This window comes from Sphingomonas sp. PP-F2F-A104-K0414 (assembly GCF_004340945.1).
Classification (GTDB): domain Bacteria; phylum Pseudomonadota; class Alphaproteobacteria; order Sphingomonadales; family Sphingomonadaceae; genus Sphingomonas.
On record NZ_SLYD01000006.1, the window covers coordinates 26,630 to 50,298 of the forward strand.

The window sequence follows — 23,669 nt, forward strand, 5'->3', positions numbered from 1 at the left end:
CCCATTAGCTGACACAGAATCCCAGCAATTGAAATTAGATATTGATCGCGGAAGCGGCTCTGGCCATAATCACTATCCAAGGGAGAGGTGAATTGCTGCCCAAGATCAAACACGTTCGTGCCTTCGTCGCGCGAGGCAAAGGTGCTGATTATCATGATCAGGGCGAAGGCCACTGGATCGACGATCACATCGCGACGCCCATGGCGAAATACCCTGAATATCGTCAGTCGCGGCAAAGCTTTGGCATCAACGTACTCGGTACGCTCGTCGTCGAGATCGAAGCCGAGGACGGCACAATCGGCTTTGCCGTGACGACGGGCGGGGAGCCCGCCTGCTTCATCGTCGAGAAGCACCTCGCGCGCTTCCTCGAGGGGCGCTCACCGGTGGAGGTCGAGAAGATCTGGGACCAAATGTACTTTTCGACCCAATATTATGGCCGCAAGGGGCTGGTCATCAATGCCATCTCCGGCGTCGACCTGGCGCTTTGGGACCTGCTCGGCAAACTCAGGCAAGAGCCGGTTTACCACATGCTGGGCGGCGCGGTGCGCGACGAGCTGCAGTTTTACGCCACAGGTGCGCGGCCAGACGTCGCCAAGGAGCTTGGGTTTATCGGTGGCAAGATGCCGCTCCACCACGGCCCCGCCGAGGGGCTCGAGGGGATGCAGAAGAACATCGACGAGTTGGCCGACATGCGCGCGAAGGTCGGCGACGACTTCTGGCTGATGTGGGACTGCTGGATGGCGCTCGACCTCGATTACGCCACGCGCCTCGCGCATCGGGCGTACCACGAGTGTGGGCTCAAGTGGATCGAAGAGGCGCTAAGTCCTGATGATTACTGGGGCTATGCCGAACTGAAGAAGAGCGTGCCCAAGGGCTTACTGGTCACAACCGGTGAGCATGAGGCGACCCGGTGGGGCTTTCGCATGCTGATGGAGATGAACACCTGCGACATCATCCAGCCCGACGTCGGCTGGTGTGGCGGCGTAACCGAGCTCATCAAGATCGCCAACTATGCCGATGCCCGCGGCACGATGATGGTCCCGCACGGCTCGAGCGTGTATTCCTACCATTTCGTTGTAACGCGTCACAACAGCCCGTTCGCCGAGTTCTTGATGATGCACCCCGGACCGACCGAGGTGGTCCCGATGTTCGCGCCCCAGTTGCTCGGCGAGCCCGTACCAGTGAACGGCCGCATCCGCGCGAGCGAACTCGACAAGCCCGGCTTTGGTGTCGAGCTCAATCCCGACGTGCAGCTCCACCGTCCATACAAACGCTAAGGAAGCTCCTGCAATGAAGTTCTGCCGCTATGGCGCCAAGGGCGCTGAGAAGCCGGGTATCATCGACTCAGACGGACGCCTGCGCGCGCTCTCTAATGTCGACGACATTACTCCATCGGCGTTCGAGAACGGGTCGCTCTCGCGCTTCGCCTCGATCGATCCCACGACGCTGCCGCTCGTCGAGGGCATGCCCCGTTTTGGCGTGCCAATCGCCGGCGTCGGTAAGATCGTGGCGATCGGGCTCAACTACCGCGATCACGCTATTGAATCGAACCTGCCCATCCCGACTGAGCCAATGATGTTCATGAAGGCGGTGACTAGCCTGTCGGGCCCGAACGACGACGTGATCCTGCCCGAAGGCGCGACGCACGGCGACTGGGAGGTCGAACTGGGCGTCGTGATCGGCAAGACCTGCCGCTACGTATCGGAAGCGAATGCGCTGGATCATGTCGCTGGTTACGTCCTCGCCAACGATGTCTCCGAGCGCTTCAACCAGAAAGAGCGCGGTAGCCAATGGTCCAAAGGCAAGGGCCACGACACCTTCTGCCCAGTCGGTCCGTGGCTGGTGACCCCCGACGAGATTGGTGATCCCCAGAACCTCGACATGCGGCTCGACCTCAATGGCGAGCGCATGCAGACTGGCAATACGCGCACGATGATCTTCAACGTGGCCGAGCTGATCGCCTATGTCAGCCGCTACGTCACATTGCTGCCGGGCGACCTGATGATTACTGGAACCCCGCCCGGTGTGGGCGAGGGCAAGAAGCCCGACAAGATCTTCCTCAAGCCGGGAGATGTGATGGAGGTGTCGATCGATCGACTGGGCACCCAGCAGCAGCATGTTCTCGCCTTCGACCTGGAGAAGCTGTCGTGACCGCATTTGCCGGCCGCTTCTCCGGCCGCACTGCGATCGTTACCGGCGGTGCGTCTGGCTTGGGTCGCGCAGTCGCTGCCCGGATCGTCGCCGAGGGCGGTATCGTGGCGCTATGGGACCGCAATGCGGAGGCTCTCGCAGTCACAAAGGCGAACATTGGTGCAGCCGACGTCCGGGCGCTAGACGTATCCGATCCAGCGGCTGTCGCCGAAGCTGCGCAGGCCAGCATCGCGGTGCTCGGTCGGGTCGATGTGCTGGTGTGTTCGGCCGGTGTTACCGGCCCCACTTCTGCAGTCGAGACCTACCCTATCGAAGGTTGGCAGCAGGTCATAGATATCAATCTCAACGGCCTGTTTTACTGCAATCGGGCGGTGATCCCTGCCATGTTGGCCAACAGCTACGGGCGTATCGTCAACGTGGCATCGGTTGCCGGCAAGGAGGGCAACCCCAACGCCTCGGCCTATTCCGCTTCCAAGGCTGGTGTGATTGGCTTCACCAAGAGCCTGGGTAAGGAATTGGCGGGCAAAGGCATCATTGCCAATGCACTCACGCCAGCGACCTTCGAGAGCCCGATCCTGCAGCAACTACCGCAAACTCAGGTCGATTATATGCGGTCGAAGATACCGATGGGTCGGCTTGGCGAGGTCGATGAGTCCGCAGCGATGATATGCTTCATGGCCTCTGAGGAATGCAGCTTCACAACGGCCTCGACTTTCGACACCTCAGGCGGCCGAACGACTTTCTGACGTCGCGGTTACTTAGTAAAATCAGCGCCGAGGGAAGAGACAGCGATGACGGCCGTTCCGTTTGTTGACGCGCATTTCCACCTTTGGAAGCTCGACCGGCTTCGCTATCCGTGGCTGTCGCCGCCCTTCGACGACAGCGGCCCAAATGGCAGCGCCGCGGCTATCGCGCGGAACTATCTCGTCGACGACTACCGCGCTGACATGGCAGATTGGAACGTCGTCGCGGCTGTTCATGTCGAAGCGGGTGCCGATGCCCGCGACGCGCTCAACGAAACTATATGGCTTGAGCAGGTCGGCGCGATGACAAACCTGCCCATAGCGATCGTGGCGTATGCCGCGCTCGAAGATCCGCAAGTAGAGCGCAACCTAGCGGCCCAGGCAGCGCATTCTCGGGTTCGCGGCATCCGGCAGATCGTAAATTGGCACGCCGATCCCGCGCGCAGTTACACGACAATGGACCTTACGGTAGATGATCGATGGCAAAGGGGTTTCGCGGCGCTAGCCGCTTACGGCCTTTCCTTCGATTTGCAGTGCTACCCGGATCAAATGTCCGGACTTGTGAATCTGTTCGACCGCAATCCCGATGTTCCTGTCGTTATCAACCATCTCGGTATGCCGGTCACGACCGACGCTGAGGGCTTCGCCCGATGGCGATCGGGGATGCAGGCACTCTCAGCCCTGGAGTCGGTCTCGGTCAAAATATCGGGTCTTGGGTTCATTCACCGCGCGTGGACGAATGAGAGCGTTCGGCCGTTCCTCACAGAAGCCCTCGAGCTGTTCGGCCCGGAGCGCTGCATGTTCGCGAGCGATACGCCGACCGATAAGCTCTTTGCGCCACTCGACCGCTACCTCGCAACGTATCAAGCTTTTTCCGGCGCGCTCTCACCAGACGATCAACTAAGCATGTGGTGTCGGAACGCGGCCCGGACATATCATCTCGATCTCAGCGTCGAAACGTCGATCGATCGATAGCACGTGAAGAAAAGCCGGTAAATTATTGCCCAGCGGGCCGGAGCTAACTTACTGCGTCGCGCCATTAGAAACTAAACTTGATTGGCGGTGGACGGAGAATGGGCTCTCCGTCCACCAATCATTCCGTCAGAAGTTCAACGTCACCGCTGCACCGATCGTCCTAACCGAGTTATATCCCCAGATCTGCTGCGTCGAGTTGATCTTCAGCAGTGCGCCGTCAACGGCATCACCACCGATAGACAGGGGATACTTCTTGTCGGTGCAGTTCTTACAGAAAACCTCGAACTTGAGATTCTCATTAAAGCGCGCGCCGAGATTTAATCCGAAAATATCGATGCCGCCCAAGCGGGTGTTCGGGTTGTTGGTGCTATCAAAATAAACTGATGACCGATGGAAGTAACTGCCTGACGCGATCAAAGAGACGGAGTCGGATACCGGTCGCTCGTACGTTGCCGAGATCGTCGAAGTGAACTTGGATGAGAAAGGCGTACGATTTCCCGATGAGTCACTGCCGAAGATTGGTACACCGTTATTCGTTGCGACGGCGAGGCAGGTCGTTGCCGGCTGACCCGGATAGCACACGTCATTGGTATACCGCCGGAACTTGGAATCCAGAACGGTCATCGAGGCGTTTACCGTCAGACCACGCACCGGCCTTGCGTCTGCCTGCACCTCAAAGCCTTGCGACTTTACCTTCGCGGCGTTGCCCAGGAAAAACTGCTGGCTCGAGGCATCAAAGCCCTGGACCTGGAAATCATCGAACAGCTGGCGGAATGCCGAGAAGTTGAGGCGCAGTTTGCGATCGAGCAATGTTGTCTTCAGACCCAGCTCCAGAGCCTTAACGGTCTCGGGACCGACGCCGACTTGGCCAGTCGTTACGTTACCTGGAAAGTTAAGGGTCGGCCCCTTGTAACCCTTGCTGTAGGTCGCATACCCCATAGCCCAGGGCGTTACCTGATATTGTGCGCCGAACTTCCAGCTGAAGTCAGTGTTGTTGATCTCGTCCTGGCGACCCGGCGCGGCAAAGGTTGGCCCAATTGGCACCGGATAGGCAAACAGCACGCCCGACTGGATGGCATCCTGCCGCACCTCGTCACGGGTCACGCGCCCGCCTGCGATCAACGTTAGATCCTCGATCGGATGTACGTTGACCTGACCGAAGGCCGCCTTGCTTTCGACCCGGAAGACACTGCGCTGATCCGTCCCAAAAACAGGGTTGCTCACCGAATTGAAGAACCCGGGAACGGGATCGAGCGCGCCAAACGCGCCGGCACCAATCCGATTCTGATTTCGCAAGCGCGAGTCAAAATAGTAGAGACCCGCCTGCCCGTCGATGAACGCATTTCCGCTCCATGCCAGTCGCGTTTCGTTCGAGAACTGGCGATAGCTGCTGCGCGTTGCATTGACGTCGACCCCGTCAAAGCTTGTAAGATCCTGGTCGAGGTTGAAGTTTGTCTTATAGGCGCGCCAGGCAAAGATGTTGCTGAGCGTCAGGCTGTCGGTCAGCTTGTAGCTGACGTTCGCCGAAGCGCCACCGCTCTCTACGTTGCGGAAATAGTCGCCACTGACGCCAACATCGAAGTTGTCCGGTGCGGCGGTGATGCCGTTTGCAGCAGCAAACGCACCTGTCAGGGACCCTGGAGCAAAATATCGAGCGGAGCGATCGAAGATACCGCCGATGCCCGTCTCCTTGGAGTAGTCGCCGATGATATAGAGGCTGAGACGATCATTCGGCTCAAACAGGAGTTTGGCGCGTGCTCCGCCCCGGCGCCGGTAATTGTCGATCCGATTGTTCGCGCCTTGCGCGACGACGTTCGTGATCGGATCCTGATCCTCGTAGAAACCATTGATCCGAAATGCCGCATTCTCGCCAAGCGGCAGGTTGACCGTACCCTTAAAGAGTCCGCCCCACTTTTTCCCAGGAAGGCTGTCACGGTAGTCCGCCTCGGCGTAGAGACGACCACTGGCGACACCGAGCTCTGGCTTGTTGGTCACCACGTTGAGCAGGCCCGCCGAGGCGTTGCGGCCGAACAATAGACCCTGTGGCCCCATCAGCACTTCGACCTGTGCGACGTCATCCAGGATGCCATTGCTCATGAAGAGCGGCACACCCAGGGAAACATCGTCGACAGCGACGCCGACGCTTGAGTCTACATTGGCGTTGAAGCTTTGGCTGCCGACACCGCGGATCGCAAATTGGTTCTCGCCGGTAACCTGAAGGCTGGGGGCAGCGATCTGCAGCTGGGCCAGATCGTTCAACTTCCGGTTCTCGAGTTCTGCACCAGTCACCGGCTGCACCGCGATCGGCACCCGCTGCAACGGCTGGCTTATCCGCTGCGCGGTGACGACAATATCACCGAGCTGCGTTTGGGACGCTGCAGGGTCACTCGCCGTTGTCGTAGCCGTTACTGTTGGGGCATCGGTTGGCACTGTAGGCGCCTGCTGCGCCATCGACGGCGTCGCCATAATTGTGATCGCAGCCGCGCTGACACCAGCCAAGTACGAGATCTTCATCAGACACTCCTCCCAAAATGCGCCTTGCTGCCCGTTCGTATGTGCGGGCTTTGAGCGACGTTGCGAATCAGGTATCCGAATGTAATTCGAATAACAAGTGGGTATCCGACTGGGTAGCGATATTGGCGTCGATAGGCGTGCTCCGCCTCTCGATCAGAAGTTCAAGCGCGGATCAGCATCGCACAGAGTGCCTCTGCATGGCCCTCGACGATGTCGGGCGCGCCCATGTCTAGGTCGTATAGGTGCTTTCCCTCCGCTCCCAAGGCGAAGATCATCTGCGAGGCCGACGTGAGGATATACATCAAGGAATGCATCGGGACATCAATGACGATCTTCTCCTCGATCGCGCGGGCAAGCAGACGGGTGAGTGGGTGCACGGTTCGTTTGATATGAGCACCGACAACCCATTCGAGCCGATCGCTATCGCGCATCGATTCGTGAATCATGATGCGGACATGTTCGGGATGCCGTGCGCAATAACGGACGTACCGATGAATCAGATCGCGGAGCGATTGCTCCGTCAGCTTTTCGAGCGATAGAACCTCTGCATAATCCAATTCCACATTCTGGCGCTCGAACATGAGATCAATGGCCGCACGCCATAACTCCTCTTTTCCGCCAAAATGGAGGCGAATAACGGCGTGGGTCACGCCCGCCTCAGCTGCGATATCACGCAACGATCCGGCTTCGAAACCACGCTCACTGAAATGCACGATGGCGCAATCGAGGATCCGCGCACGGGTCTCGCGTTTCTGTTCGTCGCGCCCCGCAGAACGATACTGGCGACGGCGCGGCTCTGGAGTAGCTACGATCGATTGCGCTTCTTTTGTCAGTGCATGGCTCATCAGTTGTTCACCCCGATCGCACCGAGCCTCCCAGCGAGAACTGGACATGCGCGATACCATTGGACGCACCTCTGTCGCGTTTGTTCGCCCGGCGAAGTGCTCTGCATCGGAGTTCCTATCTCGTGTTAAGATTTCAATACGCGGATGGATGCCGAATATGCAACGTCATGCGGTCTCGGAGTCAAATGGACGTCCGAAAACCTGCTGCTGGACATCCGAAAACCTGCTGCGCGTTATTCCACTTTCCAACTGGATATCGATAAGGCATGATTGTCGAAGGGCCTATCCAAAGTGCCCGGCGCCCAGCCGAATTGCGGCGGACGCTGATCTGAGAGGAGCACTCATGTCCGTGACGGTTGGCGAAGGATCGAGCAATTTCGATCTCGGCATTGGCGCGCCCTCGGGAGCTATGCCTCGATCAATTGATCTTCGTTCGACGCGCCTACCGCTCGGGCAGCGGCTTGGTTACGCTACTGGTGGCCTTGTCGACGGCACGATCCTGGGAACACTCAACTTGTTCCTTCTCTATTATGTCACTGCGGTATGTGGCCTGTCGGGCAGCTTGGCTGGGGCTGCAATTGCTGCAGGGCTCGTGGTCGATGCCATCGCCGATTTTATGATAGGAGTTTGGTCAGACGGAGCACGAACGCGGTTTGGACGACGTCTCCCTTTCATGCTGCCTGCGCTTCCGATCATCATTTTATCGCTTGTCGCTCTATTTTCGGCGCCTGTCGGGCTCAGCAGCCTTGGGCTTTTCGTTTGGATCGCAACGCTTTCCACCTGCTTGCGCGTCAGCACATCACTTTTCTTCCTCCCGCACACGGCATTGGGCGCGGAGCTATCGGATGACTATTCCGAACGATCGACGATCATGGCGCTACGCTGGTTGTTCAACATGTTGGCTGGCGTGATCGCGATGGTGATCGGTTTTGGCCTGTATTTTAGTGGGGCTCAAGGTCTTCTGAACCGTGCCAGTTACACGCCTTTTGCAGCGACTATTGCAGTTGTGATCGTCATAGGTGGGCTGATCTCTTCGAGGACGGCGTGGATGACACGCAATCGCGAGCATAGCGCATCAAGCCACGGTGTTGGCGGCAACCTGCTGGCGCAAATCAAGGAGATGGTTGCGAGCCTCTCCTTTCGAACCTTGTTCTTTGGTTCGCTTCTGTTTTTCATCGGTTGGGGAGCATCGAGCTCGCTAATGCTTCACGCATATACTTATTTCTGGGGCCTTACAGGCGCGCAAGTACAGGCCGTCACTACCGGTTTAATGGTAGGATTGCTGGCTGGAGGACCTGTGGGCGGACGATTGCTCGCATCGTTCGAAAAGCGCTCGGTTGTTGTCGCCGGTATCGCGCTGATGCTGATCCTTCTAGCGGCGCCGCCCCTTCTGCGGCTAACCGGCGCGCTGCCGCTCGAAGGCGTTCAACTTACGGTTCTCCTGACCGTCATTACGGTGGTCAGCGGCGTCGCCACAGCCTGTGCGGCTATCGGTCTCGCATCGGCACTGGCGGATGCGGCCGACGAGCATGAGCTGTCGTTTGGCAGTCGGCGCGAAGGCTTATATTACGCTGGTTGGGCATTCGCGAGCAAAGCCGCTGCGGGTCTCGGCACGCTCATCGCCGGTATTGCTCTTCAGGCGATCGGCTTCCCCAGCCATTTGGCGAAAGACGCCGTCAGCAAACTACAGCTCAGCGAGCACACGATATCACTGCTAGGCGTCGCAGCTGGGCCCGGTGCCGCATTGGTTTCGGCAACGGGACTGATCGTTTTGCTGCGTTACCGCATCGATCGTAAGCGCCACGCCGCAATCATCGCAGCTCTCGCAGATCGAAAGGCCGCGACACCCACATAATGGGGTCGCGGCGCTCTAGCACTGCCACTGCCCGTCGAGGGCCACTTTCGCCTTACGACACCCTGGTCTTAAAATGGTAGGTGCCGCTGCCGAGCAAGCCGGTACTGACGCCTGTAGCGCGATCGTACGCTAGCGTGGTCGTATCGATAACCCGACCCGGCAGCCGCACCTCCGCCTCGCTGCCGACCGGTATCCGCAGAGTGTGCACCGTTTGATCGCTGTCGCGCTCCCAACTGCTCTCGATCCTGCCCCGGACGCTGTCGTAGCCCCCTGATGCAGACGTCAGCCGCGCATCCGTGAGCGGTGCGATGCTAAATCGAGCGAAGCCAGGCTCCAGCGGCTCGATCCCGGCGACCCGGCGATAGAGAAACGCGCAGACCGCTCCCAGTGCATAATGATTGAAGCTGTTCATCGCGATATCTGCGGTATCACCGTTCCATCGTTCCCAGATCGTGGTCGCGCCGCGTTCGATCATATAGCCCCATGACGGGTATTCGCGCCGCAGCAGCAGTGAATAGGCAAGCTCGACCTCACCAACATCGGCGAGTGCATCGAGCGCAAGCGGAGTCCCTAGGAACCCCGTCGTCAGCATCGTTCCGCGAGACCGGACATTGGCGGCCAATAGGGCGCCGGCTTTTTCGCGCAGCAGCTCGGGAACGAGCCCGAGCCGCAAGGCCAGGATGTAGCTTGTATGACTGCCGTTCCCCACTGTGCCATCGTCCTGCACGAAAGTACGGCCAAAGGCGGCTGCGACGGTATCAGCCTCATTCCGCCATCGCGCCGCTTCAGCGTGTCGATCCGTCCAATTGGCCATCACGGCCATTCGATCGAGTGAGCGAGCGAGCATCGCGGTGCCAATCAGATCGCGCGGGGTCGTCTCATCCATTGGCTCGACGGCATCGAACGACAGCCAGTCGCCCAAATCAAGCCCCCGACCATTCCTCCAGACGCCATCAGGGTTCGACGCTAGGATGCCGTCGAGATAGGCCGTCATCGCATCCCAATTCTCATCGACAATCGTGCGATCGGCTGTGTGGAGGTAGGCGACATACGGTAGCTCGACACCGGCATCGGCCCAGCCGGGCAGCGGCGATCCCGCCAACGGATGCCACAACGCGGCTTGCGGTGCCCACATGGGGAAGGCACCGTTTACCTCCTGCGCGCCGCGCATTTCGCGTGCGAACGAGCGGGTGAAGGCTGCCACATCCATGTTGTACGACGCAGTGTCCCAGAACACCTGTGCGTCGCCAGTCCAGCCAAGTCGCTCATCACGCTGCGGACAGTCCGTAGGAATACCAACGAAGTTCGAACGTTGGCTCCACAGCGTATTTTCCCATAGCCGCTGAATGATTGGATCCGAGGTCTCGAACCTTCCGGTTTGAGGCAGATCGGACGAAAGCACTACGCCCACGACATCCGTCATATTCAGTTGCGCAGGACCGGTCACCTCTGCGTATCGGAAGCCGTGATACGTGAAACTAGGTTCGACGACCGTCGTTTGATCGTCGCGCAGGACATACGTGTCGGTAGCATTCGCGATACGCAGGTTCGAAACATCGAGCTCACCCTCATCGTCGAGGATTTCAGAATGCCGGACAGTAATAGTCTGACCGGCTTCACCGCTGATCCGGACCCTGACGCGGCCAGCAAAGTTCTGGCCAAAATCAATGAGGTAGCGAGATGTTCCAACCAATCGCAGGCTAACCGGAGCCACCGAGACGATCGCGCGCACGGGCGGCGCCAAAGCGGCGACCAGTGGGCCTGCCGGCGCCTCAGCGGCCCCTACAGGGTCCCAGTCCGCGTCGTCGAAATCTGGGCTGTCCCACCCGATTGGCTCCTGCCGAAGGTCCCAGTGCTCACCGGCATAAATCTCCGAGCGAAGCAGATGAGCGCTCCGACCTGTCCAATCGTGATCACCAGTCACCTGTCGGGTACTGCCATCGGCGAACTGCATGACAAGCGCGATACGAAGCCGGCGCGGGGCGGCGCCGAAGGAGTAGCGTCCGGTCGGGGCAAGATAGCTTGCGTAGAAACCATCGCCGATCAGGGCGCCGATCGCATTTTTCCCTTCGGTCAGTTGCGCTGTTACATCGTAGGTGCGGTACGGCACATGCACGCGGTAATCGGCCGGCTCGCCCTGCAATTCGGCATCCCCGACACGCGTCCCGTTCAACCGCAAGACGCAACCACCAAGGGCCGCTACATGAACGCAAGCTCGTACTAGGCCGGCCGGGACATCAAACGTCCGGCGCAACAACCTTGCCGGTCCAGGTGGCCAGGGAAAATCGGTTTGTTCTGCCGCGCTCGCTGCGGGTCGCCATGCGGCATCCTGTCCTGCGCGCGTTTGCCAGCGATCGGCAGACAGGTCGATCGATGGCACCACGGAATCCGTCAGATGAGCCGCAATCGCGACTTCCGATAACGATAGTGGGTGTGGTCGCTGAGCTACCACCGCGGTTATCTCGTGGGGGCCCGCTTCCAGCTTCAAATCGAAGGTGTAGGCAGGCGGACCACCGAATGCGATCACGCTCCACGGCTCGACCGGCAGAACCTTTCCATCAACGGCGATCCGTTGCAAAACGCCTTTGGTCGCCACGATCAGGCGCACAGGTCCAGCCTGTGTGATCACCCATGTGACATTGAACTCGCGCGACGCATCAGGGCCGATTTCCCCCGCTAGCCAGATCGGCGGAACTTGACGGGCAAGTTGGTCGGCGTCCGATTCAGCCGCCAGCCACGTGCCGTCCCAATCTTGTTCGGATAACGGGCCCATCTCCCAGAAAGACGGCTCGCTCGCCTGCCCCTCGCCCTTTGATGTCCAGACTGACACCGCCCAATAGCAGCGCAAGCCTGCTACCAAGGGTTGCCCAGCATACAAGACGGACGCTGCGGTGCTCTCCACCACACCACTGTCCCATAAGTCGCCGCCTTGCGGCAGCAGTTCCGGACTGCTTGCGACGACGATCCTGTAGGCATGCTGCATCTGGCCTGGTTCCCCATCCAGTCGCCAGGAAAGCGAAGGCCGCAGATCATCGATGCCCAAGGGGTTCGGCAGTGCCGCGGTTTTTAGATGCACTGCTCGGAAAGGACGCGCCGCCATTGACCTGCTCCATGCCGGAATTGCCGGCGAAATTAGATATCCACGTGTAATCTAGAATATCAAACTGTCTACGTCGCCGCATGGTTTCACTGACTGCATTTCGGCATCCAGCTGTAATTCGACTTGCGTTCCGATATCCAACCGGATAGCTAATTCCAAGGAATAGAGACGGCCAAGCACAGGCCGCAGGGGATCGGGGCTCGACACCACGAAGCGTCGCAAGAGCCCCTCGTGGAGAGGCCGAAGCGATGACACAGGACATATTTGATATCGTGGTGGTTGGCGCCGGGCCCGCAGGGTGCGCGGTTGCGTCCCGCCTCGCCGACGCCAGGCCGAATTGGCGTGTAGCACTCATTGAAACTGGCCCAGCCAAGGCTGGCGCACTCGTCAATATTCCCTTGGGCATTGTTGCCATCCTGCCCAAGGCGGGAAAGCACAACTACGCCTATGAAACGGTGCCGCAGCGCGGTTTGGATGGACGTCGCGGGTATCAACCACGTGGTCGCGGCGTGGGCGGGAGCTCTCTTATCAATGCGATGATCTGCATTCGCGGGCAGCGCGAGGATTACGACGAGTGGGCACGGGAAGGATGCGTTGGCTGGGGATATGACGATGTCCTCCCCTATTTCCGACGCTCGGAGGACAATGCTCGAGGATCCGACCGGTATCATGGGAAGGGCGGGCCACTACATGTCGACGATGGCCGCTATGATGGCGCAGCGACAGCTGCCTTCCTCGCAGCTGCACAGCAAGCCGGTCACCGGCTCAACCCCGATTTCAATGGCGTCGACCAGGAAGGTGTCGGCCGTTATCAACTCTTTCAAAAGAATGGTCGCCGCTACAATGCCGGCCAAGCCTACATCCATACGGTCGCTCGTTCGAACCTGACTGTCATTGCAGATACGTTGGTGAAGCGTGTCGTGTTCGACGGCACCCGTGCGACCGGCGTGTTGGTCCAGGGACCGGGTGGTGAACGCGTTATCCAGGCCAGCAACGAAGTCGTGGTGTCAGGCGGTGCGTTTGGTAGCCCCCAGTTACTGATGCTCTCGGGCATAGGCCCTGCCGCTCACCTGCGCGACCACGGCATCAATGTCATTGCCGATCGCGGGCAAGTTGGCGAGAATCTGCAGGATCATATTGATTATATCGCTACCCGCGTTGCGCGTACGCCAGGCACCGTCGGCTTCAGTCCGTCCGGTACGCTGCCGATACTGGCTGGCATCCTGCCATTCTTCCGCTCTGGGCGCGGTGCACTTACGACCAACGCAGCGGAGGCCGGGGGCTTTGTGCGTTCGACGCCCGACGCGGATCGGCCCGACATCCAGTTTCATTTCGTCGTTGGTCTGATCGATAATCATGGTCGCAAGATGCATCTGAAACCGGGCTTGTCGCTTCATGTTTGCCTACTTCGGCCCAAGAGCCGCGGGAACGTGCGCCTTGCAGACGGGGCGGCCGACAGTCACCTTTTGATCGATCCCAACTTCCTTGATCACCCCGACGATCTTGCTGGATTGGTCCGTGGCGTCAGAAAGGCGGACGAAATTCTCAACCAGCCTGCGATCGCTCGCTTTGGTGGGCGACCACTCTATCCGTCGGGCAGTACCAACGACGAAATCGTTGCCAGCATCCGACGTCACGCCGACACGGTTTATCATCCGGTCGGCACATGCCGGATGGGATCGGATGCTAATTCTGTTGTCGATCCGGCTCTGCGCGTACGCGGTGTGCAAGGGCTCCGTGTCGTCGACGCGTCGATCATGCCCACGCTGATCAGCGGCAATACACAGGCCCCAGCAGCGATGATCGGCGAAAAGGCCGCTGACATGATCCTCGCTGACGCGCTGGCCCCCTCTACCCCCATCATCGGTGATATTCATGCAGCAGTTTGAAGAGAACGTCCGGGTCCCCTCGCCGGTTACCATTGAGGCTACGCGGTTCCGCGATGCCGAAGGACGCCACGTCATCTTGCGCGGTGTCAATTTCGGGGGCGACTGCAAGCTCCCCGCTGGTCGTGAGAACGCGACCTACATGCCGACCGACTTCGCGGATCATCGCGAAGTCAGTTTCGTCGGCCGCCCTGCCCCGTTGGACGAAATCGATGCGCATCTCGCCCGTCTTGTGCATTGGGGCTTCAACAGCCTGCGTCTGCTGACCTCTTGGGAAGCGGTCGAGCATGCAGGGCCGGGGCTCTACGACGGAGCCTATCTCGACTATCTGACCGAAGTCTGCACGCGCGCCGGCAGACACGGACTGCGTGTTTTCATCGACTTCCACCAGGACGTCTGGTCACGCATGTCCGGTGGCGACGGCGCACCTGGGTGGACATGGGAGGCAGCGGGACTGGACTTTACCCGCTTCCATGCCGCGGATGCAGCTCTGGTCATGCAGTATAACTACGATCCCGCAATTGGTGGGAGGCAGCCCAGCTATCCAACAATGAGTTGGCCGTCGAACTACGCGGCACCAGCGAACGGCATCATCTGGACACTGTTTTTTGCCGGCGAGACGTTCGCGCCTGCGGCCCGGGTCGGCGACGAGAACATCCAGAGTTATTTGCAGCGGCACTATTTCGGCGCCGTTCGTGCGGTAGCCGAACGGATCGCTGACATGGATCACGTGATGGGCTTCGATACCCTTAATGAACCAGGCGTCGGGTTTATCGGCAAGGCATTCGATCGGCGTGATGCGGGTCTGGGCGGTATCGCTTGGTCGCCGCTTGATGCACTGGCTGCCGCATCAGGTATCTCGCGAGAACTCCCGTTGGTCGAGCTTGGCAAGGGTGAGGTCGGCACCCGCCACGTCAATGTGGGCGGCGTTTCGATTTGGCTACCTGGCCGATCGGATCCTTTCCGTGACGCCGGGGCGTGGGGCTGTGACGACACAGGCGAGCCGATTGCGTTGAACCCCGACTATTTCACGCGCACGGATGGTCGGGATATCGATCCCGAGCAGGATTTTTTTGCTCCATTCTTTGCTCGTGTCGCCGATACGATCCGCAGTGTCCGTCCGGACTGGCTGGTGTTTGCCGAAATCAATCCGTTCGACGCTGCCCTTGGGCATGGTTTCCCCGAAGGAAGCCCCGAGCGTGCGGTAAACGCCTCGCACTGGTACGATTTCGCTATTCTTGCGACCAAGACCTTTGACGTTGCCGCCTCGACCAATTTGCTGAGTGGCAAGCAGCGGCTTGGGCGTGAAGCGCTCGAAGATGATTATGTCGCCGAACTCACGATGATTAAGGCCGCTGGTGACAAGTTGAATGGCGGCGCGCCGACCCTCATCGGCGAATGTGGTATCCCCTTCGATATGAATGATGGCGAGGCTTACGCCCGCTGGGCACGCGGTGAGCGTACCGCTGACATTTGGACGAGGCACGTTACCGCACTCGACCTCATGTACAATGCGTTCGACCGGCTACTGCTATCTTCAGCATTGTGGAATTATACCGCCTCAAACGCCAACGATCCGATGATCGGCGATGGCTGGAATCAAGAGGACCTATCGATCTGGTCGGTTGATCAGGCGACGTCCCCACAGGACCCGGATTCAGGCGGCCGAGCAGTGGCCGGCTTTTCCCGACCCTATGTTCGGGCCGCGCAGGGCGAGTTGCTGAGCCACCGCTTCGATAGTCGTGACCGTTCGTTCACCGCGACAGTGCTCGTCGATCCCGATGCGGGCCCCACCGAGATATTCCTTCCCAGCCACCTCTATGGAACCGACCCTAAAGTCACGGCAGGCTCCGCAACCGTCACTTACAGCGGGCAAATCGCTACCGTGACGGCCCGCGAGACTGGCCCGCTGGACATTTTCGTTGGCGATCAAGCCAACGCGGTGACGAGGGATCAAACCGATGGCAATTAATTCCACGGCGTCACCCAATGACCGCTTCTACATACCCGCTTCCATCGGGACCGCCTCACGCGAAGCGCTGGCCGGTTATTATGCAATCCTGCGCGGCATGGAGAAACAGGCCGAGCCTTCTGAACTCGCGGATTTCGACGCGGCCAATGCAGCCGTTGAGGCGGCAGTCGAACCGCTCATGCTGCAGGTGACCGAGCAACTGAATCCTGGGGTCGCACACGATGTCATAGGCGGTGTTCCGGTGCTTCGGGTCACGCCGGCAATCCCTAATTCAGCCCGAGGACCCCTCCTCTATATTCATGGCGGCGGATGGAGCGTCTTTTCAGCTTGGTCGACGCGCGGTGTCGCTGCCATCGCAGCGGCAGCGAGCGGTCGAGAAGTCATCTCGATCGACTATACGCTGGCGCCACGCGGGAATTACCTCTCGATCACAAGCCAAATCCTTGACGTATGGGCAGGATTACTCGCGCTGGGACATCGTCCCGAGGCCATGGGCATCTTTGGCGACTCCGCTGGCGGCAACATCACGGCCGCCTCTGTTTTGCGGATGAGGGACCGCGGAATGCCGTTGCCAGGCGCGCTGGTTTTGATGTCTCCCGCCACTGATCTCACCTGGAGTGGCGATACGCTTTACACGCTTGCTGAAATGGATCCGGGCCTTGAACGGCAGGCGATGCCAGGAATGGCGAAAGCCTATGTAGGCGGTGATGATCCGCGCCATGCTTATGCCTCACCGGTTTTTGGCGACTACACCAAGCCCTACCCACCGACGCTTATCCAGGCCGGGACACGCGAGTTCCTCCTGAGCGACTCTGTTCGCCTGTATCAGGCCATCCGTTCCGGCGGTCACGATACCGTCCTGGATGTCTACGAGGGCATGCCGCACGTATTTCAGGCATTCCTCGCGGCTACCACCGAAGGCGCCACGGCGTGGGCGCGCGCAGCCGAGTTCTTCAACGCTCGATTAGCGGCTTAATTCGAACGGAAAATTGTCATGGCAAGTTTAGGTACACGCGCGTTCGGCGCTTTCTTTCGCCTCCTGGGGGCTGATCGACCGTTGCGCTCCACAGAGGCGGCGGAGACCTTTCTGAATGATCTGACGCTGCGTCCGGCGTCATATGCTCCACCCAAAAAGCTTGGAGCGCCTGTCGATATTCGGATCATGCACTCGCATCCGTGGCCCGTGTACGAAGTCACTCCTGAGAATGGCCCCTGTAACGGCGTCGTGTTTTACGTGCATGGCGGTGCCTGGGCGCTCGAGATCCAGGCCGCACAGTGGAAGCTGGTAGCGGAGGTGGCAGCTAAAGCGCAGACACGCGTCATCGTCCCCATCTATCCGCTGTTGCCGCGCGGTTCTGCCACCGATGTTGTCGAACGCATCGCGAGCCTCACGCGCGATGCCGTGGCCGCTTACGGCGCCGACAACGTCAGCCTCTGGGGGGACTCAGCTGGCGGCCAGATATCGTTGTCTGCAGCGCTGCTGCTCCGCGACGACGGCATCGCGGTTCGAAGCACGGTACTCGTCGCGCCGGCGGTTGACCTTACGTTCACCAATCCTGCGATTGCAGACGTGGAGCGCGTTGATCCGTTGCTTAAAGCGCCCGGAATACGGGTTGCCGCCAATTTGTGGAGAGGTGATCTCGACATCCGCGATCCGAGGGTCAGCCCGCTGCACGGTGACCTGACGGGCCTTGGCCGTTTGGAAATCTTCAGCGGCACACGTGACATCACTAACCCAGATACCCGCCTGTTGGTCGAAAAGGCGCGGGCGAGCGGCGTGTCTGTGAACTACCATGAAGGCCGCGATCTTATCCACGTCACCGTGGTCCTTCCCACCAAGGATGGCAGATCAATCCGCAAGAGTATCGTTGACGCGTTACGAGTTGCCAGTTCGCCGCAGCGATGATCGGGGCTCGGACGGGTTTCATGCGTGTCTTGAACCGTCCGTTCCCTCTCCGCTGGCGGCTGGGCCTGGCTATGCCGTGCCTAACTAAAGCGTGATCCTACAACCAAAGCTCGTAGTGGAGGAGCCGTCGACATGATGTCCTATTCTATGGGTCCCCTCGAACCCTCTGTGCCAGAAGGCACGATTGGTGAGCAGCTGGATCGGATCGCTGCGGAGAACGGCGCGGGTGAGGCCCTCGTTATCGCTTCGCAAGATGTACGTTGGACATGGGTGGAGTTGAGGGACCGCACCGATGCGCTGGTGCGTGGTTTCGCCAAGCTAGGTCTTACCGTAGGCGATCGGGTTGGAATTTGCGCTCCCAACTGCGCCGAGTGGGTGCTGACGCAGCTCGCCACAGCACGCCTTGGCTTGGTCCTGGTGTCAATCAACCCTGCATACCGCACGCACGAACTTGGCCATGCTTTGAGATTGGCTGGCGTAAGGGCGTTGGTTACCGCAAAGCAATTCAAGACCTCCGACTATGTTAGCATGATTGCAGAGCTAATACCTGCATCGAATAGCGACGAAGTCGCTCCCCTGTTCGATCCTACTCTTCCTGATCTGCGCTACGTCATAGAAATTGGAGGTGCCACGGCAAGAGCACGGATTGGTTTCGACAGCCTTCTCTTAGCTGACGATAATCCGATACCGACGGTCAAGCTGGATGCCGATCAGGCCATCAACATCCAGTTTACGAGCGGCACTACCGGGGCGCCGAAGGGAGCGACACTCAGCCACCGGAACCTGCTGCACAACGCCGTGTGTTCGGCTGCCGGCATGCGGCTCGGCGCCGATGACCGCTTGTGCATCCCAGTGCCGCTATACCATTGCTTCGGCATGGTCTTGGGTGTGCTCGTCTGCCTCGTGAGCGGGGCTACAATGGTGTTTCCCGGCCAGACGTTCGATGCAGGCGACGTCCTTAAAACGATATCCGCGGAGCGTTGTACTGGCCTTCACGGGGTACCAACGATGTTCCTAGCGGTGCTGGATCATCCAGAGTTCGGAAAGGCCGACCTGACTTCCTTGCGTACGGGCATCGCTGCTGGCGCGCTTTGTCCGGCACCGATGATGCGGCGCATGATCGACGATATGAACCTCAGCGACATTACCATCGGCTATGGCATGACCGAGACGAGCCCGCTCAGTACGCAAACGTTGCCGGATGCGGACCTGGTAACGCGAACTGAGACGGTCGGTACGATGATGCCCTACTTCGAGGGTCGTGTAATCGATCCGGCCGGCAATCTCGTACCACTAGGAGCAACTGGCGAATATTGCTCACGAGGCCCAGGCGTAATGCTCGGATATTGGAGCCAGCCCGAGGCTACCGCGGCCGCAATTCGTGATGGGTGGATGCATAGCGGCGATCTCGCAACAATGGATGAGCAAGGTCGTGTTCGCATTGTCGGTCGGATCAAGGATATGATCATTAGAGGCGGAGAGAACATTTATCCCGCCGAAGTCGAGGCTTTCCTGGCGACCCATCCGGCAATTGCCGAAGTGGCGGTGTTTGGCGTTCCGTGTGAACGCTTGGGTGAGCAAGTCTGTGCCTGGATACGACCGCGATGGCCAATAGACGCCAACGAAGTTCTGGCGTGGAGCAGGGGCAAGATCTCCCATCAGAAGATCCCGTCTCGCATCCGGGTAGTCGATGCGTTTCCAATGACTGTCACTGGCAAAATCCAGAAATTTGCCATGAGGGATATCGAACAGGGAAATATAAGTATGTAAGAAATCAGGCGATAGTCGTAGCCGCCAGCGATGCTGCGGGTGGCTACTCCTTGGCCTTCAGGTCGCATTCATTCCGAGCAGTCAACCCTTAACGAGACGTTCCCTTCCTTACCTGCGCTGGAAGTCCATGTTCGGCTGATAACGACCCTCCCGCCCTTATCAAAAGTTATTGTCGTTGTTTGAGTTCCGCCGGACGGAGTTGAGCCGCCTGTCACGGTGCCCGACGTCACAGCTTGGCCAACTGGGCAGGTTCTACCGTTTGCTAAGAGCAACTGACGAACACCTTTGTAGCTTACCAAGGCCTGCCGTTGGTTTAGCCTAACGGGCAGATCCCCTACTGCCATTGCAGGTGCCGAGACGAGAAACATCAAGGCCACAGTTACCATGGCGGAAAATGACTTCGGGATCACATTAGCTTCCATAGCTGAGACAATGGTACAGAACGGGATTGAGTGCTTCAAAATATCGCCCTGTCATCCATGAATTTTTCGGCAGTTTATTTATCTTGCGCATTATATTTTGTAGAGTTCTAAAATAGACAAATCAGGTATTTGCATCACCTTCTTGCTGCGATCCACTGATATCCCTCTATTTTCTCGCCTCGTGGTAGATAATGTAGATTGAGCATTCTTCCTGCCCGTTTGATTATCAATTCGTTGTCGGCATCCTGATCCAGTTGCAAAGCATCGCCGTCCCGGGAGGAGAGGATTTCGTCCCCTACCTTCAGTCCAGCTTTTGCAGCATTGGACATGGCGACCACGCTTCGAACTATGTTTGAGTGATCACCTGACCGCATCTTTTCGTAGCCAATCTCATAGCGACGCAAAGGTACCACCACACGCCGGAACTCAGGACCGTATGCATCAGAAGGCGGTACGACCGTCTCTCCAGCAAGCATCGCGTCGAGGTCCTTGATGCCCTGTGGACCAAGTTCAGCGTCGATAAGCGATCGGTACAGTGCCTCATCCATCGGACGTTCCGAATGCCGAGCCGTCAGCATAGTACGAACGATATCGTCCAGAGACCTTTTGCCCCGAGAGGTCGCACGTATCTGCGCATCGACCTTGTCGAAATAGAGCGAGCCACGGTCATACGCGAGCACACGAATGTTGCCGTCAGTCCAGAAGCCTAGGGGGATTTGACTATTAGAGACATTAATACGAATATTTGTATAATATCGACTGGCCGTCTGATTAATGTCTTTCAAATATTCAGCGATTGAAATCATACCTGCTTTGTATGGCAGCCTCCGCTGATAATGGACAGCAAGGCCTTCAGAAAACCACGAACTGCCTTGATCGGTGGTCGCGTTCTTTGCAGGGTCTAGCCCATGGATGAAGGTATGAACCATTTCATGGGCCAGTATTGACCGCAGTTCATTCGCTTTTGTTGATTCATTGTATGTGAAGGCAAAACTATCGGTTAAACCAACACCACTTCCCGGGTTTATAGTATTGGTCCGCGCGAATATGCCAAAGCTTGCCGGAGCGAAACCGAAGACTGAACCATAGAAACGGTGCAAAATTCCAGCCCATGTCAGTAGCGGTGTCATCGGGAAAGGGGGTTTACCTTGCCAAGCCGCAAAGAAGCCATCAGCCGTGCGCGCGACCGTGCCGGGATGACCTCCCATAAAGTAAATTGCGCTCATTTCTTCACCCGAGCGGGGCACGTTGCTCGTCGTTGATCCGGTCCCGAGGCTGGATATGCCGATGCCCCCGTTGCCGTACGATGTGAAGTCCCACTCAACCTTAGCAGTGCGCTTGATCGCGTCGGCCGGAACCAGAAGGAAGCTATTTGAAGCAGCGGAAAAAGTACCGAACTCGGTTCGCAGTTCATATTGAGGCAACGCAACAGGCGGCGCACTGGCATTTATGGGTACGCGGTAATGGGCTCTTACGGGACCCTTTACGTCGCGAGCTGCTCTCCACAGTCTTGTTACGCCGCTGCCGTCATCCGGGACATCTCCGGTCGCCGTTGCCAGTGGCCCCAAGGCGTCGGAAAACGTAAGGTCACGGAAGTCTTTTGCGCTGGTGACGCCGAACCCTGTATTGGCGGTTACCTCATATACCGGCTCCCCCTTTTTGACGGAAAGACCCGTCGTTTCGACGGTGACGTCGATGTATGGGATATGCTGCTGCGCGTCAGGAGCCGCTGGCGTAATCCGAATATTGAATTGAGGCGGCATCGACTGTGCCCCGCCATTCGAGCCGAGAAGGAGGGCGGCGACGGAACCAACGATTGGTAAGGCGATCTGCATAACTCGGCATACCTTCGTGTCCGCTCAATGCAACGGCATGAAAAATGGGAGGACCATTCGTCAAGCTGTCGGACGGGCGGCATACCCTGTCTAAATCCACCTTGATTTCGGGTATCCATCCGGATAGCGATTATGCCAAGAGGTCCGTACGGGGCCCACGTCGTTCCGCTTTGGGGAGGTATCATGACACCAGATCACCATTGGGGCCAAACCGCCGCGGCGCGATGCCACCGCTCGCCGTTCAGCCCTTCTTCGGGTTTGATCGAGAGCCAGCTGAAGTCATGACTACCGACCTGTACCACCGCTTCGATCGGGTACGCGCCGCATCGCGTACCCTCCCCACGCCCGGCCTGGCAGAACGTCGAAAACTACTGTCGTCCCTGCGCGATATGGTCCTCGATAATGCGAAGCCGTTGGCTGCCGCAATTGCGCAGGACTTTGGAGGCCGCTCTGAGGCGGAAACGGAACTCGTCGAAGTCGTACCGATCATGAACGGCATTCGACATGCGATGAGTTCATTGCCCCGCTGGATGCGCGACGAACGGCGCCATGTCTCGGCTGCCTTTCAGCCGGCCAAAGCGTGGGTGCGGTACGAGCCTTTGGGCGTGATTGGGATCATCGCCCCCTGGAATTACCCGCTTTATCTCGCACTGGGACCACTGATCGACGCGTTCGCTGCCGGAAACCGCGCCCTGATCAAACCATCGGAGCTGACCCCCGCTTTCTCGGATCTTTTGGCGCGCATCGTCGCCGATCGCTTCGATAGTGACCGGGTGTCAGTGATAACGGGCGGCCCCGACGTCGCGCAGGCGTTCTCCGCACTGCCGTTCGATCATCTTGTCTTTACAGGTTCAACAGCCGTCGGCCGGCATGTCATGCGCGCTGCGGCCGAGAACCTAACGCCGGTAACGCTGGAGCTTGGCGGCAAGTCGCCGGTGATCGTGGCGCGTGACTATTCGATTGAAAAAGCCGCCCGTTCGATATCGTTCGGCAAGTTCATCAATGCGGGCCAGACATGTGTCGCGCCCGACTATGTGCTGGCTCCAACGGAGAGCGCCGAGCGGCTGGCTGAGGCCGTCCTTGCGGCCGCTCAGCAGGCGTATCCGACGATCCAGACGAACGATCAGTATAGCAATATCATCACCGACCGGCATCGCGCGCGCCTTCAAGCTGGGGTCGATGAAGCGATCGCGGCCGGTGCCAGGGTCCTTACCCATCCCGATGCGACCGGCCCGAATGGCAAGATGGCGCCGACGATCGTGCTGGATCCGCCAATGGATGGGCTGCTGATGACCGAGGAGATATTCGGTCCGGTACTGCCGGTGGTGCGTTATTCCTCGTTGGCTGATGCGCTGGCGCAGGTGAATTCTCGTGAACGCCCGCTTGCCTTGTATTGCTATACCGATGACCGGAAGACGCGCGATACCGTGCTCGATGGCGCCATCTCAGGTGGTGCAACGCTTAACGGCGCTCTGATGCATGTTGTTCAGGATGATCTCCCCTTCGGCGGTGTCGGCGCGAGCGGTTCGGGAGCGTATCACGGTCGCGACGGGTTCCGGCGTTTCAGTCACGCCCGAGCCGTCCACCAGATCGGCTTCGTCAATGTTTTCGAGAAGCTCGGGCCCCCTTGGGGGGGACTCGCTCGTACCACCGCTCGCCTGCTTACGCGGCGCTGAGCCTTTCCTGGATTCCCAA

At 58.9% G+C, this 23,669-nt stretch carries 15 protein-coding genes; 11 read left to right on the forward strand and 4 right to left on the reverse strand.

Annotation, left to right across the window (positions count from 1 at the left end):
* Window positions 1-92: 92 nt before the first annotated feature.
* The 4 genes from rhmD to C8J46_RS15170 are packed head-to-tail and all read left to right on the forward strand — an operon-like array spanning window position 93 to window position 3,869.
* Window positions 93-1,277, forward strand: coding sequence for an L-rhamnonate dehydratase (gene rhmD / locus C8J46_RS15155; protein WP_132741001.1), 1,185 nt, complete (start codon window positions 93-95; stop codon window positions 1,275-1,277).
* A 13-nt stretch (window positions 1,278-1,290) separates the two neighbouring features.
* Window positions 1,291-2,151, forward strand: a complete 861-nt coding sequence (locus C8J46_RS15160; protein WP_132741003.1) for a fumarylacetoacetate hydrolase family protein — start codon at window positions 1,291-1,293, stop codon at window positions 2,149-2,151.
* On the forward strand, window positions 2,148-2,897 hold the full coding sequence (locus C8J46_RS15165; protein WP_132741005.1) for an SDR family NAD(P)-dependent oxidoreductase: 750 nt from the start codon (window positions 2,148-2,150) through the stop codon (window positions 2,895-2,897). Before C8J46_RS15160 ends, C8J46_RS15165 begins: the two co-directional genes overlap by 4 nt.
* Window positions 2,898-2,942: 45 nt before the next feature.
* Window positions 2,943-3,869, forward strand: coding sequence for an amidohydrolase family protein (locus C8J46_RS15170; protein ID WP_132741007.1), 927 nt, complete (start codon window positions 2,943-2,945; stop codon window positions 3,867-3,869).
* 126 nt (window positions 3,870-3,995) lie between these two features.
* On the opposite strand, the gene C8J46_RS15175 is transcribed toward C8J46_RS15170, so the two are convergent.
* Together C8J46_RS15175 and C8J46_RS15180 are read right to left on the reverse strand one after the other, a co-directional pair.
* Window positions 3,996-6,383, reverse strand: a complete 2,388-nt coding sequence (locus C8J46_RS15175) for a TonB-dependent receptor (RefSeq protein WP_132741009.1) — start codon at window positions 6,381-6,383, stop codon at window positions 3,996-3,998.
* A gap of 161 nt (window positions 6,384-6,544) precedes the next feature.
* Entirely contained in the window at window positions 6,545-7,228 is a 684-nt protein-coding gene (locus tag C8J46_RS15180) for a TetR family transcriptional regulator (RefSeq protein ID WP_132741011.1), read from the reverse strand.
* Window positions 7,229-7,571: 343 nt separating this feature from the next.
* Between C8J46_RS15180 and C8J46_RS15185 the strand changes: the two genes are divergently transcribed.
* Complete coding sequence (locus C8J46_RS15185) at window positions 7,572-9,083, forward strand: MFS transporter (RefSeq protein WP_165886574.1); 1,512 nt, start codon at window positions 7,572-7,574, stop codon at window positions 9,081-9,083.
* Window positions 9,084-9,135: 52 nt separating this feature from the next.
* On the opposite strand, the gene C8J46_RS15190 is transcribed toward C8J46_RS15185, so the two are convergent.
* Window positions 9,136-12,066 (reverse strand): alpha-L-rhamnosidase, encoded by a 2,931-nt coding sequence (locus tag C8J46_RS15190; protein WP_165886575.1) that lies wholly within the window; start codon window positions 12,064-12,066, stop codon window positions 9,136-9,138.
* Between the two features lie 365 nt (window positions 12,067-12,431).
* Between C8J46_RS15190 and C8J46_RS15195 the strand changes: the two genes are divergently transcribed.
* From C8J46_RS15195 to C8J46_RS15215, 5 genes are all read left to right on the forward strand, one after another.
* On the forward strand, window positions 12,432-14,072 hold the full coding sequence (locus tag C8J46_RS15195) for a GMC family oxidoreductase N-terminal domain-containing protein (RefSeq protein ID WP_132741017.1): 1,641 nt from the start codon (window positions 12,432-12,434) through the stop codon (window positions 14,070-14,072).
* Window positions 14,059-16,041 (forward strand): cellulase family glycosylhydrolase, encoded by a 1,983-nt coding sequence (locus C8J46_RS15200; RefSeq protein WP_132741019.1) that lies wholly within the window; start codon window positions 14,059-14,061, stop codon window positions 16,039-16,041. Before C8J46_RS15195 ends, C8J46_RS15200 begins: the two co-directional genes overlap by 14 nt.
* Window positions 16,031-17,017, forward strand: a complete 987-nt coding sequence (locus C8J46_RS15205; protein ID WP_132741021.1) for an alpha/beta hydrolase — start codon at window positions 16,031-16,033, stop codon at window positions 17,015-17,017. The genes C8J46_RS15200 and C8J46_RS15205 overlap by 11 nt, the downstream gene beginning before the upstream one ends.
* A gap of 18 nt (window positions 17,018-17,035) precedes the next feature.
* Window positions 17,036-17,947, forward strand: coding sequence for an alpha/beta hydrolase (locus C8J46_RS15210; protein ID WP_132741024.1), 912 nt, complete (start codon window positions 17,036-17,038; stop codon window positions 17,945-17,947).
* Between the two features lie 132 nt (window positions 17,948-18,079).
* A complete protein-coding gene (locus C8J46_RS15215; RefSeq protein ID WP_132741027.1) occupies window positions 18,080-19,717 on the forward strand; it encodes an AMP-binding protein in 1,638 nt (545 codons plus the stop codon).
* A gap of 556 nt (window positions 19,718-20,273) precedes the next feature.
* On the opposite strand, the gene C8J46_RS15220 is transcribed toward C8J46_RS15215, so the two are convergent.
* Entirely contained in the window at window positions 20,274-21,974 is a 1,701-nt protein-coding gene (locus C8J46_RS15220; RefSeq protein ID WP_132741030.1) for a peptidase M61, read from the reverse strand.
* Between the two features lie 281 nt (window positions 21,975-22,255).
* Here C8J46_RS15220 and C8J46_RS15225 point away from each other — a divergent pair, with 281 nt between their 5' ends.
* Window positions 22,256-23,650: a coniferyl aldehyde dehydrogenase gene (locus tag C8J46_RS15225; protein WP_132741033.1), complete on the forward strand. Its 1,395-nt coding sequence runs from the start codon at window positions 22,256-22,258 to the stop codon at window positions 23,648-23,650.
* The last annotated feature ends 19 nt before the right edge of the window (window positions 23,651-23,669 follow it).

Bases quoted from the DNA above. Each gene is read 5' to 3' on its own strand.
- C8J46_RS15160 (WP_132741003.1), top strand. From the start codon at position 1,291: ATGAAGTTCTGCCGCTATGGCGCCAAGGGCGCTGAGAAGCCGGGTATC.
- C8J46_RS15170 (WP_132741007.1), top strand. From the start codon at position 2,943: ATGACGGCCGTTCCGTTTGTTGACGCGCATTTCCACCTTTGGAAGCTC.
- C8J46_RS15175 (WP_132741009.1), bottom strand. From the start codon at position 6,383: ATGAAGATCTCGTACTTGGCTGGTGTCAGCGCGGCTGCGATCACAATT.
- C8J46_RS15180 (WP_132741011.1), bottom strand. From the start codon at position 7,228: ATGAGCCATGCACTGACAAAAGAAGCGCAATCGATCGTAGCTACTCCA.
- C8J46_RS15185 (WP_165886574.1), top strand. From the start codon at position 7,572: ATGTCCGTGACGGTTGGCGAAGGATCGAGCAATTTCGATCTCGGCATT.
- C8J46_RS15190 (WP_165886575.1), bottom strand. From the start codon at position 12,066: ATGCAGCATGCCTACAGGATCGTCGTCGCAAGCAGTCCGGAACTGCTG.
- C8J46_RS15195 (WP_132741017.1), top strand. From the start codon at position 12,432: ATGACACAGGACATATTTGATATCGTGGTGGTTGGCGCCGGGCCCGCA.
- C8J46_RS15200 (WP_132741019.1), top strand. From the start codon at position 14,059: ATGCAGCAGTTTGAAGAGAACGTCCGGGTCCCCTCGCCGGTTACCATT.
- C8J46_RS15205 (WP_132741021.1), top strand. From the start codon at position 16,031: ATGGCAATTAATTCCACGGCGTCACCCAATGACCGCTTCTACATACCC.
- C8J46_RS15210 (WP_132741024.1), top strand. From the start codon at position 17,036: ATGGCAAGTTTAGGTACACGCGCGTTCGGCGCTTTCTTTCGCCTCCTG.
- C8J46_RS15215 (WP_132741027.1), top strand. From the start codon at position 18,080: ATGATGTCCTATTCTATGGGTCCCCTCGAACCCTCTGTGCCAGAAGGC.
- C8J46_RS15220 (WP_132741030.1), bottom strand. From the start codon at position 21,974: ATGCAGATCGCCTTACCAATCGTTGGTTCCGTCGCCGCCCTCCTTCTC.
- C8J46_RS15225 (WP_132741033.1), top strand. From the start codon at position 22,256: ATGACTACCGACCTGTACCACCGCTTCGATCGGGTACGCGCCGCATCG.